Source organism: Aromatoleum anaerobium (assembly GCF_012910705.2).
GTDB classification, from domain to species: domain Bacteria; phylum Pseudomonadota; class Gammaproteobacteria; order Burkholderiales; family Rhodocyclaceae; genus Aromatoleum; species Aromatoleum anaerobium.
The window spans coordinates 343,252-355,230 of record NZ_WTVG02000040.1 but is presented as its reverse complement, the minus strand read 5'-3'; the positions used below and the strand labels follow the sequence as shown (position 1 = coordinate 355,230).

Here is an 11,979-nt window from a genome sequence, read left to right as displayed (position 1 = left end):
CCAGCCCCGATCCGCGACAAAGCTCATTGCTCAGCACCTTTTCTTTGTGCTTTTGGATGACCCATAAACATTTCTGCTGTCATCGATTCTATACCGTAGGGTTTGCATCTAGCTACAAAGTCACCATCCTGCGTGACAAGAATGACTTTACTACCAGCTTGGCTATATGGGACCAGCGTTGCGATGATTTGCCCATCCACGTTTTGGATATCGCTTGGCGCGAGAAAGCTGTAGTCGTGAAAAGGTGCCGCCCAGCGGTCTTCTGGCAATCGACGAATTGCCCTCAAGTTCCTCCGGCTTATTATGCGGAAATCCTCGTGCTGTCCTTTCTTTCTCTCGACTTCGCCTGCAACAGCCTGCGGAAAAACAAGGAAGTCCGTCGGCAAAAGATGATCGACGAGTTGATCAAATTGAATGAAGGACGAAGTGTCGAATGCGATAACTCTTTCGCAGGACCGCGGGACCGCTGCCGCGCCATGGGTACCCCTTTGTTTTCTTGATACCAATGCCTTTGCTGTGGGGTCGAGATCTGCAAGCTCCGGATGTGCGCGGCTGAGTTGGTCCAGCCGCCGATCACGGAACAAGGCTTCCAACAAAGTCTCGAGAACGGAAGAGGGTAGCTTCCTCAATGCGCCGACGATACCCGCCATCCATGTCCGACCATTGCTTTCGCTACCCGACCGTTCAGACAAGCTGCGCCAAAAGTCTGCTGGGTCCAGCCAGAAGGCAGGCAGCACAAATATCTCTGGGACATCCGAATATCGACATTCTGCTTCAAGCGCCGTGATCACATCGCGCCATACGGATCCGTCCTGCTGAAGCCCTTGCGTGGCGCGGAATACGCCGATCTCAGCATGCAGGCCTTCCCAAGTTACCGGAAGCCGCAGATACTCGCGCCCTTCGTTCGACAGAAAGATTCCCGCAATGCCTGGATTGTCGTTGCGCGGATAAACGACCTGCATCGCGCGCCCCTCTGCAGACGCCGGGATGAGCGTCGGCTCCGTAGTGTCAGCCGCAAGATCGAGTCCGACGAGAACAACGGATGGTGGCATGACGAGCCCCGCCCGAACCGTTTCGGGGAGCCCGCGGGTTAAGACCAGGCCATCCAGGCTTAAGGGCAACTGGCAGTGGATGGAGAACTCCGCCCCTTCCTCAACTCGACTGTGCATAGATCCGTCCAAGCTACTGGGCAGCAGCCACGATCGCCGCACTCGTTGACTCAGACCTCGCAAATACTCACTCTCTCGAGCTTCCCCGCATTCGACCGAAAGTTCGCCGTCTTTGAGAAAAAGTTCTGCTTCACTGCACCGCCATCGGTGACCAACCAGTTCGGCGGCAGCGGTGTATACCTTTACGTCGTCGTGCAATTCGGCCCTGAGTTCGCGCTCCACCCAATATGTTGGAGGGTGCATCAGGAAGGGTTCGGCAGGCACGCAGAAGTGGTTAGCGTCTTGCGGCTGGGGTACGAGATCGTCGGCACCGACGATCTCTTCCAGCACCGGATCGAAGTACCGCTCGATCTTTCGGGTCTGAGCTGCTTGCTTGTCTGCCTCGGACAAAATGGGCTCACGCGTCATGTCTCTTCCACTTCGCCCGGGAGCCAGATCGATAATTCGAAGCAAGGAAGGAACGCGTCCATCTTCCACAACCCGATGGATACGGCCTCGTTCGATCAAATCGTTAAGCACATCGGGCAGGATATCTTTGGAGCCAGATATCCCAAAGAGCTGACGGAAAAGCTCTGGAATGGGCGCGGCAGCTAATGCGTTACTACTGCTCGAAAACTCCTTCACGGCAGCCTCCAGAGCCCGATGCAACGGAGTCAGTTCTGGAAGGAGGCGATAAGTCACCTCTGCACTAAGGTGCAGGACCGGAAACCAGACAGATACAGACCCAAGCCTCATGCGGGACGATCCCCAGATCGGGGCGACTCTGTTCCAAGGATGTCCTTGGCCTGCCATAGTCCTCCCATATCCTTGATGTCATCGACAATCTGGCCATACACACAGGTCCTTCGCGGCGGACCACCATCCACAGGCTCGATCGCGACATCGAACCTCTCGAAGGTCTTTCGCGCACCGACGACAACCAACAGATCGCGAGCGCGGGAGAAGGCGACGTTGATCCTCTCGAATTTCGCTGGGTTCGAATTGCTCCCCAGGCGCCGAGATCTGTTGCGAACCATGCTTACGATAACGATGTCTGCTTCCTTGCCCTGGAACCGGTCGACCGTCTCGACGTCAATCTGCAGATCCTTGAACCTTCGACCAAGCTTTTCCTGCAGTGCGAGGCGGATCAGACGCTTCTGACGATTGTAGAAGGTTGCGACTGCGATGGACTTCTTTCGCTGCTCCCTTTCGCATGCATCGACGATGTCTTCGACGATCTGGGCCACAAGGCGAGCCTCAAGCTTGTTACCAATGCCGGTCCCGTCGCTGTTTTCATAGGCTGGCCTGCCGACTTCGTCCTCTGAACTGTCGATCCAGAGCACATGCAGATGCGGTAATACGTATTGCCCTCCCGTTCGAGAGTTCAAGCTGAGACCATGCGTCCGCCATGACCAACGGGAGCTTTCATCCAACCCATCAGGATCGACCAATCCCGACTCCAGTCGCCCGTCGTAGAAGCGATTTACTAGTGACATAATCTGAGGATGCATGCGGTACTGGGTTTTCAGTGCGGCTCTGGCCCCCGCATCGATTTCGGCGAATCCGTCGCGAAACAGCGACGCTGTGGTTAGTCGCTCATACTTACGAAGCAATTCCGCCTCGCGCTCAAGAGAATCCTGGTCCTCATCCTCCGTCGGCGCTTTGTCGGACGGACCAAAAGATGCGAAATCGAAGGTCGGAGGAAGTTGGCGATGATCTCCGACAAGGATGGTCTTTGGGGCTAAGAGCATCGGCCGCAGAAGTTCAAGGGGGGTTGCCTTGCTCACCTCGTCAATGATGACCACATCAAATCGAGGAAATCCGTTGTCCAATAGTATTTTGAAGTCGGAATTGCACGTAATACCGATGACATTCGCGCTGCGGACGTAGCGCTCTCCCATCCGATCGGTGGCAGGAGGATTCTCTGCTTGCTGCCTCAGGTCGGCGACCCATTGGTCCAATAAAGGCAACCAATCCCCGAGTGGTTTTATGTCGTCCAACCGAATCCGTTGCAAATCGGCATGACGTTCGACGAGGTCAATCGCAGACGCGAGATCTGTCGGAACCTCAGGCAAATCGAGAAGGCCGCCAATCGCGGACAACAAAGTCCGGGTCTTCGCATGAATCTCGTTCGCACGGCTTTGTGCATCCTCAAGCGACTGTCGCGCTCGCAGAACTGCTGCCTCAGCCTCCGCAGGAACCAATGAGACGTGATCTTCCCCATAGAGGCCTTGCGAGGGCAATGTCACGTTAGGCCATGTGTCGAGTATCTGGCGCCTGATCCGCTCTGCGTCCTTGGCCCGATCACCGCCTGAACTCAGCTGAGCCTGGATGTCCTGAACGCGCTCCTGCGTTTGACGGTGTAATGCACCTGGCGAGACGTCAAGGCGCGGGGCTTTGCCGTCAAATGTCGCAAGTAGCTTGAGCAGATCGGTCGTCTCCGGAGCAAGCGCGGGAGAGAAGCAGGAAGGATCCCATTCGGCCAATGTGGCGAGGGCATCATACGCCATGGCCCACCAAGCAGCGCGTGCTCGGGCTTCCAAATTCGCCTTTTGAAGCTGCTGGATCTCAGTCAGCCTAACTTCCGACCGGCGCAAATCGTCTTCGCGCTTCTGCAACTCCAATGCGGCTTGGTCTCCGTTAAGGTCGAGCTTTTTGGCACGGTCCAGCCAGCTCAGCAGGCTCTCGACTTCGTCTGTTAGCGTCCGAGAAGGATTGCATACCGCTCTTTCCACATGATCCGCCGCCATACGATACCAGTCCGCAATTGCAGCAGATTTCTTTTGCTCACTGTCGTTCTTGCTGAGCCAAAGTGGCCGGACCTCGGAATCACCGATCAGGCGCTCAAGTGCGTTCTCAACTGCAAGGTTTGTCTGCGACGCGATCAGTACCCGCTGTCCTGATCGCACGAAATGTGCGCAAGCCGCAGCAATCATCGTTGTTTTGCCGGTCCCGGGCGGGCCTTGGATGTAGGCGACTTCGGGTGACGCAAGCATGACTTCGACCGCTGCGCCCTGATCCTCATTGAGCCGGTAGGTTTTGGCGATGTCCCTGTTAAGCAGCCGACCTTTTATAGCCGTGGGTATTGCTGCCTGCGTGACATTGAAAAGAGACGCCATCAGGTAGGGGGCGGAGGGCAGCCGGTTACCAAATCTGCCCCTTGGCATGGAGAGTTGAAGCTGCGTCAGTGCATCCCTGTACCGCCCTATCTGGGTTCGCGCACCAGCGGTTTCCGACACATTGCACAATCCGAACAGTGTGTCCTCGGTAAATTCAGCACGTCGAGTGGCCTCTCTGGCTGAAAAGTCAATGCGGACGAGAAGTGCTGAAGCCTGTGACCAGGGACATGTTCTCAAGAGATCTGTCGTTGGGCTATTGTCCATGACTTCGAGGTTTTCACAACGAAATCCACGTTGCCTGCTTGCAACGCCGTCCCACCGCCACGGCGACTCCAGTTGGAACAGCTCGAAACGTTGTCGAAAATCGGCTGAACCGGCGCCGGGTATGAACATGCTAGCTGTGCTTTTGGACTCGCAGAAGATCAGCCCTTCCCAGATAAAACCCTTCCATTCCCCTGGACCAAGCACTGCCCAAGGGGCCTTTGCAAAAATTTGCTCATCGGCCCAGTCCAGATAGCCCTGCCAATCCTGAAGACGGTCTTCGAGTTCGGTCATCAGAACAGGGGGGTGCGACCCCACTTGGTCAAGCAACGCGTCCAGAGCGTGAGTAGCCATCGGCAATCGACTTCTTGCAACGTGGCGTACCAGTGCGATGTTGCGCTCAAAGGGACGCGGCTCGCAGTCTGGAACAAGGGCGCAATCCAGGACATATAAGATGGTGTTCTCCGGGGTCTTTTTCTCGCCGTGCACGAAGCGGCACAGAACGGATATCGACATTGCCCCCGGTAGTACATCGTGCAGTTGCGGAAGTACCCTCGCAGGTCTGATGAGTGCGAGAACGCTGTTGGTCTCCTTTGAGACTAAAGACACTAGGAACGCACGTTCCTCGTCATCGTCCCCGAAAAACATATCGCAAAAATGGTCGATAAAGTCTACTCGGTCTTCTTCAGCGGGTTCATCATCTCCGAGAAGGGATGCAATGACAGACGACAACCTCTCATCATCTTTGCTAACGTAGCCGGTCTGGGCCCGGCGCTGCAGCAAGATCGGCAAGTTGCTCACAACAATTGGCTCATCGCCGTTACGCCGATACGTGACGCGGATTTTTTGTGTCGGGTTCCGGAGAAGTTCTTGTTTCCGGAAGGTGTTAGAGGCATGGTCATGGACCATGCCGGCGCGCGATGCACGATCCCGAAGTCGGAGACGCAGTCTGCGTACCTCACACTCAAGATGTTCGAGTTGGCCACTTTCCTGACGCTGAAGATTCAGAAGGTCGGCGTCCGTCTTTGCGCGCCGTCTTTCAATTATTCGCATTAGGCGTGTGCAGTTCTCCTCTGTGCGCACTTGACGATCGATTGAAGCAGCGATGCGCGTATCGATATCGTCAAGATTGCATGCAGCTTGACGGAGGGCATCCACAAAATGATTATCGAGAAATTGCTGATGTTCGTCGGCATAGCGTGCTTTCCGAGACGCTAAATCGGATTGCTGCGCGTCCAGATTTGTCGCAATCTGATCAGACATCCGCGCAATCTCAGTGAGACGCATGGAGGCACTCCTCGCATCTTGACCGGCTTCGTCGATTAGCTTTTGTCGAACAGCGTTTGGCAGCAATACCAGTTTTTTTTCGTGCTGTCGCCCCAGCTCATCAATCTTTGCTCCGAGGGCTGTGACCGCGCTCCACAAGTCATGGACTCGGTCTTGCTGCAATTCAAAGTCCCTCTGTATGACATCTACTCCACGCCTGAGCAGACTCCGAGGATCAAGACGGCGGACAATCCAATCAAGTTTTCGAGCCGATTCCAACTGAGACGCGCGAACGCGAGCCTCGTCGAGTTCCTTTTCTAGCTGCGACAGTGTTGCGCGAGCAGACGAGTGCGCTTTATGCTGCTCTGCCAGCTCGCGATGTGCTTTATCCGTAGCCTTTTGTAGTTCAGCCTCAAGGCTTATCCTTTCTTTTGTGAGGAGTGCCTGATATGAAGTCGGTTCAGCTCCGGCAGCGAGAATTGCCAAGAGCTCCTCGCTGGCGTTCTTGCTCGACGCCCAGGTTTGCTCCTCTTGAAAAAGCTGATCACGTTGGGTTAGCAGTGTCTCGATCTGCCTCTCACACTGAGAGATTTCCATCGCAGCATCTAACAAAGATGCATCAGCATTCGACTTCGCGGCCTCCCTTTCCAAGTCAGTCCAACAATCCGCCTGCCCCCTGTGAAGGAGTGATAGAAGGTTGTGACGATCAGACTTAAGGTTCTGGATTTGGGCGGTCGCACCCTCGCCATCGGAGGACAGGCGCTCTAGGCAAGCCAGTAGCTTTTCAAGCCTAAACGTGGCTCTATGTCGCAACCCAGATTCAATTTCCTGAGTGCTTCCTTTAACCTGATCAATGCTCTGGCTAATGTTTTGAAGCTTCAGTTCGTCTTCGCGAAACGAAATGCGCACATGATCGATCAGCAGCCCTTCAACACAATCGGTGAACTGATTTGCAGATGTGCCCGTGTTTGTTCCATCCAATGGTTTCGCCCTCTCTTTACGGCGTTGCTCGGAATGTTGACCGAACGCTTCACAGTGCTAATGCGGGCAACGGCTGCGTGCCATTCCCGATGAAAATTGAATCACCAACAAACACGCCAGTCAGTGGCACAATCGCCCACCGCCGACCTCGCCCGGCATGAACACTAAGATCGAAGCCCTCTTCACCACCTGAGCATGGTCATTGCTGCTGATGGCTTTTGCCGATGGAATGATCGGGCGCTCAGCCGTATGACATCCAGGATAAAGCGGGTGGTTTAAGCCTAAACCTAAAGCATTCGATCAGGAATGCATGCTCGAAAATGCGCCCGGAAGGAGCGGACGGTTCATGTCCACCTCTATCGGGGTCTTAGTTAGGCTGGTAATGTGACATGGTGTGCTTCCATCAAGATCGATTGTCCTTCACGAGAAGACAGACGTCGTAAGGAGGCAGGGAGGCTTGCTCGGTAACGGTGTGGAAGCACCGTTTGCGAGACATCCCGGCCGCCCTTCTGGAATTCAGGATGGAGACCGTGGTTTTGCGTCCGACGTTTCAGCGCCGTTTGCCTTTGAACTCGTATGTGATATGGTAGCTGGGCTCATTGTGCAGTGGGAAGTGAATTGTTCACGGCATTGGCGCAAAACCTCGTGTAATTTCCCGAGAGGGCACCTTTGCTTCGGTGCAGCTGCGGCACGTCATGGGCACGGCGAGGCTGCCGCTCGGTGCCCAGCGAATTATCGTGGCCCGCTTGGCAGCAGGTAGTAGTTGCATTGCGGCTGCAAAGGCAGCCGCTGCCGAATGGTGGCAGAGGGAAATAACTTGTCTCAGTCTGACCGATAGAGGATCAGTTACTCGCCGTTAGCGTTGACTGGAATTGCTCAGACCCTATGTCTCTTGTTGGCCGGGTCGAGCCAAGCCGGGGTTCAAGTTGGCCGCCGTAAACCGACCACCCAAGACGATCCAGCGAGGGAAATCCTGGCCGGATCTCCAACGGCCGGTGATGGCCGGTAGCACGAGCTCGCGCGCTATCCGAGAAGCGGTCGTTCGTATAGCGGCGAACAATCAGACTCCCATCAACAGCCAGGGAGTCGGTGGTGGAGACGCACGAGCATCGGGAGCCCTGGAACAAGGGCAAGCTGGTGGGTCAGAAGCCGCCGCTGAAGCCCAAGACGGGTTGGTCGGGGGCTTACGCTCCTTTACGGCGCAACGTACCCTTGGCTCGTGATCGCGGCCTTGCGCTGCGCGTCGAGCGCTCCCGTGGAGCCGGCTTCGTTCTTCAGCGCCTGAAGAGCGCTACCTCACCAAACTTTAAGCGGCCACGGGTCGATCGTGGGCGCTGGGCGCCCCCACTTTCCTGATCGCGATGAGACGGGCGGCTTACGAGCCGTCCGGATCGTCTATTTTATAAAGTGGCGCGCCCGATTTCCCGGAAGCGCGAGCCAAGCCCGCATCCGCCGCACGGAGGTTCGCCATGCACGCACTCCACACGTTCCTTTGGATTCTAGGGTGCGTCGTGGCGACCCAGGCCGTCGCTCAAATGCCTGAAGGTGAATACCTTGACGGGAACGCATCGAAGGTCGCGGTCATCCTGGCGCATGGCCGCGGCAATTCCCCTGACGGGAACGTCGTGGGACCGCTACGGAAGGCCATTCACCAGGAGCTAGGCGCGCACACCTTGTCGCTTCGAATGCCAGACCCGGGTGCCGATGCGGTCGATTCTCCGCAATTGGCCGCATCATTTCCCGAGGCGTACCGGCGCATCCAGGCCGCCATCGACTACCTGAAGAACGAGAAGAAAATCGAGCGCATCTACCTGATGGGCCACAGCATGGGCGGGCGAATGACAACCGGTTTTCTGGCGAACAATCCTGACGCCCACATCGTTGGATTCATCGGCGTAGGGCTGACAGCGGGCGGCAAAGAGCCGCTGAACACCAACCTCAATCTGCGAAAGGTGGGGGTGCCGGTGATCGATGTCTATGGCGACAACGAAATGGATGCGAAAGCCGCGTCGTTTCGAAAGCCGCTTGTGTCGCAGCAGTTCATGCAAGTCAAGATTCCAGGAGCCAAGCACGATTATCGTGGCTACGAAAAACCCGTAGCCGATGCCGTTATCAACTGGCTTAAACAGCAAGAGGGGCGATAGGAGCGCGCTTGCCCCGAGGAAATTCTTCGAGAGCGTTAGCAGGTTGATGCAGAACTCAGTGAACGAACCGATAAGGCCTTCGTCATAGAGTCGTCTTCGAAACTCCCGTCCTGACAGCGATGCGTGGCCAACTCGATCCCCAATCCTCGATGTACCATTACTTCTCGCCCGAGTCGCGTGTACCGCGGATCATCCGCTGCGGCGGGTGAAGGAGCTGGCCGATCGAGCGCTCGCCGATCGAGCGCTCGCCGCCATTTCGGCGGATCTGAATGCGCTGTATTCGAGTGTCGGCCGCCCGTCGATCCCACCCGAGCGCCTGCTCGGACCGCTCACGTGCCGGTCGCCTGGCACTTCCGAATGGCGGCTCAACCCTTGGAAGCTGATGAACCGAAGTCCGAACGACGAACGACGGCATGGGTCGTAGACGTTCATCCACGGCGTGTCGTCGCGTTCGACCGCCTCGGTGCGCCGGTCGTCGGTGCCCGCCGGCGCGCCTCAATGCAGCGTCCCCTGTGCGCCGCCCGATCCCGGCAGCCTGACCACGGCCTCGGCGAGCGATCCGTCCGGGTTGCGCCACAATAGGCGCCCGCTTCTCGCTAGGCAACGCAGTCGCCACGCGAAGAACACGTCACCGAGCAACTCGTCGCATTCCCACTGCGCCGAGCCGATCACCTGATCGGCGGCTTGCCAGTCGTCATCGCACTGAGCGAGCAGCAAAGCGTCGTAAAAGTCGTCGCCGTGGTGGGTGATGCGACCGTCGGTCCAGCGCCGCACGCCGGACGGGAAGCTACGGTTACGCTCGCATTCGCCTGCGAACCGCGCGATCTCCCCGCCGTCGAGGGCGCGCATGCGTTTTAGAGTGACGTGTCGATCTCCACCGTGCGCCGTCCTGACGCGGCCACGGTGTATGAGATGCACTGACTGTCTGGGTTGAAGCTCAGACCGAAGGGACCCCCCAGTCCGACCGCGGAATCTAAGGAAGTGTGCAGTCTCAGATTATCTGTTTGTCCTGAACTGTGTACTTCAGAAACAGCACATACGTTTTCACGTAGTAGCTATGATGCGTTCAACGAAATGTCAGGGGGACAACATCATGCCAAACTTTCTTCCGTTAAAGCTTCCCGGTAGAACAAGCGCATATGCGCTCTCTAATGAGGATCTGCTGGGCATCGTGACCGACGCGATGCATGGTCTGTCCGCAAAGCTGGATCTCTTTGGCGGGGTTGGGCTAGCCGTGGGCAAGATCAACTCTATGGAATATCGTGCCCGAATGATCGAGGTAGCCGAAGCCAGCACAATCTACGGCCAACTCCAGCAGGTGCGCGATTACGCTTACGAGGGTCTCTTCCCAGAGTTTCTCTTCAACTTCGGCGACACGCTACATGACGTGATGGCCTTCACGTATGCGCAGATCCGCCCCTTTGACTACATGGACGAGTTCTACGGGGTTCCAACGGGGGGCGATATCCAACGCCTGAAAATTCTGCTCACGAAGTTCTATGCGCGGTGGAAACTGGACGTGCCCAACGAGATAGAGGAGAAATGGGATTTCGTGCGCCTCTTTGCAGAGCTAATGGGCCTCAATGGGTCGCTGTTCACATTGACTGAGATTGCCTTGCTCGCAAACATGACCGAGCGAAGCGTTCGAAACTCTGCCCGTTTAAGTGAGCCGCCTAGTCGGCGCTTGACCGTGAAGCGCGACGGGCACTACTTGTACGTGGAGCGCGGGGAGGCGATTCGCTGGCTCGCCGGTCGTCGTGGCTTCATCCGTTCAACGCTTCCAGAGGGATTCCCCGACTCAGTGTTCCGGTCGGTGTACGACAAGCTCGGAATCGACCTGAATGCTCTCGAAGCGGCGGAGGATGACGATGAAATCCTCCTAAGAAAAGATTCTGTTGCCACTCAGGCACAGTCCAAACGAAATTGTTTCCGTGGCATAGGAGATGAGCAATGACTCTTAGAAGCGTGGTGACCATCGACATGTACCGCGAAGCTCAATTCATAGAGGCGATCCGATCCGCAGGCTGCAGATTGAAGCCAGCCAAGACCGGCTCAGGGTCTCGCGTTCGCGCAATCGTCGTCGAGTCACCGCAGCTCGACCATCCGGTCGTGATTCACAAGGACCGATTGAACGCGATTCGGGTCGCGGTTGCACCCGGGATGTATCGGGCCGAGCTTGAGGACGAACAGCAGGGAGTTCGTGCCGCACGGAACGTCCGTTCTAGCCTCAATGAATTCCGACACAGCGCCTATCGTGCTTTTGCCAAACCGGACGCGACGGGCGAGCCGGTAGCCAAGTGCTATGAGATCGACTGGAACAACAGCGGAGGGCTGGAAAAGCTGCGCATGTTGCTCGTGGGATTGATGCATTGAGCCCGCTATAGCCCTGGCCTCACTTTACTCCTGTAGTAGTTTCGGCCCGGGGCTCTACCCGGGTCATTTTTTTGTTCGCCTCGCTGAGCGCCGTGCGTCAGTTGTCGACAGCACTGCCGCGGCTCAATCCGTCAAGCTGGCTTGCGGCTTCTGCCGACGTCCCCACAATCCGAGGGCTATCGGCGTTCCAGGCCGACTCGTTCAGCACGCCGGCTGGCAGATCTTCGCTTCATCGACCTAACGGTGCTCATTATGCATATATCAACTATTCTGTTGAGATGTAGTACGATGACAATAGCTTGTATACTCTCCTTATTGAGTCCAGAATGGGGAGGTATGGAACAATGATCGAATATTTGTTGATGGGCGCGCTCGTCCTGCTGCTGGTCGTATGCTTGCTGCAGTTCATGCTGCTCAAGCGGAGTTCGAACTCGGAAGCATTCCAGCTCACCGCCCGCTTGGATGGCTTCGAGCAGGCACAGCAGCGCACGGAGACGCTCGTGCGCGACGAGATGGCGCGCAACCGCGAAGAGTGGAACCAGACGGGGCGCGAGCAGCGCCAAGAGCTCGCGGACGCCTTCAAGGGACTGAGCCAAAACCTCTCAGGACTGGCCGAGAAGGCGGCTGAGAGGCTGTGAAAAATCCCCGGCCAGTTATATGCCTTTGGTATAATTAGGTCTTGCTACG

7 protein-coding genes, 1 pseudogene and 1 riboswitch are annotated in these 11,979 nt (G+C 56.7%); of the genes and pseudogenes, 5 read left to right on the top strand and 3 right to left on the bottom strand.

The window, feature by feature from the left end:
- Positions 1-23: 23 nt before the first annotated feature.
- Positions 24-1,793 (bottom strand): hypothetical protein, encoded by a 1,770-nt coding sequence (locus GO606_RS17155; protein WP_169119560.1) that lies wholly within the window; start codon positions 1,791-1,793, stop codon positions 24-26.
- Between the two features lie 107 nt (positions 1,794-1,900).
- Positions 1,901-6,775, bottom strand: a complete 4,875-nt coding sequence (locus GO606_RS17150) for an AAA domain-containing protein (RefSeq protein WP_169119559.1) — start codon at positions 6,773-6,775, stop codon at positions 1,901-1,903.
- A 488-nt stretch (positions 6,776-7,263) separates the two neighbouring features.
- A riboswitch (cyclic di-GMP riboswitch) is annotated at positions 7,264-7,350 on the bottom strand.
- Between the two features lie 894 nt (positions 7,351-8,244).
- Between GO606_RS17150 and GO606_RS17145 the strand changes: the two genes are divergently transcribed.
- Both GO606_RS17145 and GO606_RS17140 read left to right on the top strand, forming a co-directional pair.
- Positions 8,245-8,919, top strand: a complete 675-nt coding sequence (locus GO606_RS17145) for an alpha/beta family hydrolase (protein ID WP_169119558.1) — start codon at positions 8,245-8,247, stop codon at positions 8,917-8,919.
- A 119-nt stretch (positions 8,920-9,038) separates the two neighbouring features.
- A pseudogene (locus tag GO606_RS17140) lies at positions 9,039-9,241 on the top strand (transposase); the annotation flags it as partial.
- Between the two features lie 173 nt (positions 9,242-9,414).
- Here GO606_RS17140 and GO606_RS17135 read toward each other — a convergent pair.
- Positions 9,415-9,768, bottom strand: a complete 354-nt coding sequence (locus GO606_RS17135; protein WP_169119557.1) for a DUF3658 domain-containing protein — start codon at positions 9,766-9,768, stop codon at positions 9,415-9,417.
- Between the two features lie 244 nt (positions 9,769-10,012).
- Here GO606_RS17135 and GO606_RS17130 point away from each other — a divergent pair, with 244 nt between their 5' ends.
- The 3 genes from GO606_RS17130 to GO606_RS17120 all read left to right on the top strand — a co-directional run bounded on the left by GO606_RS17130 (position 10,013) and on the right by GO606_RS17120 (position 11,930).
- Complete coding sequence (locus tag GO606_RS17130) at positions 10,013-10,873, top strand: hypothetical protein (protein WP_169119556.1); 861 nt, start codon at positions 10,013-10,015, stop codon at positions 10,871-10,873.
- Complete coding sequence (locus GO606_RS17125; RefSeq protein WP_169119555.1) at positions 10,870-11,292, top strand: hypothetical protein; 423 nt, start codon at positions 10,870-10,872, stop codon at positions 11,290-11,292. Before GO606_RS17130 ends, GO606_RS17125 begins: the two co-directional genes overlap by 4 nt.
- Before the next feature lie 344 nt (positions 11,293-11,636).
- Positions 11,637-11,930 (top strand): hypothetical protein, encoded by a 294-nt coding sequence (locus GO606_RS17120; RefSeq protein ID WP_169119554.1) that lies wholly within the window; start codon positions 11,637-11,639, stop codon positions 11,928-11,930.
- The last annotated feature ends 49 nt before the right edge of the window (positions 11,931-11,979 follow it).

What these genes read in the sequence shown, in the direction of transcription:
- GO606_RS17145 (WP_169119558.1), top strand. Translation starts at nt 8,245, where the DNA reads ATGCACGCACTCCACACGTTCCTTTGGATTCTAGGGTGCGTCGTGGCG.
- GO606_RS17135 (WP_169119557.1), bottom strand. Translation starts at nt 9,768, where the DNA reads ATGCGCGCCCTCGACGGCGGGGAGATCGCGCGGTTCGCAGGCGAATGC.
- GO606_RS17130 (WP_169119556.1), top strand. Translation starts at nt 10,013, where the DNA reads ATGCCAAACTTTCTTCCGTTAAAGCTTCCCGGTAGAACAAGCGCATAT.
- GO606_RS17125 (WP_169119555.1), top strand. Translation starts at nt 10,870, where the DNA reads ATGACTCTTAGAAGCGTGGTGACCATCGACATGTACCGCGAAGCTCAA.
- GO606_RS17120 (WP_169119554.1), top strand. Translation starts at nt 11,637, where the DNA reads ATGATCGAATATTTGTTGATGGGCGCGCTCGTCCTGCTGCTGGTCGTA.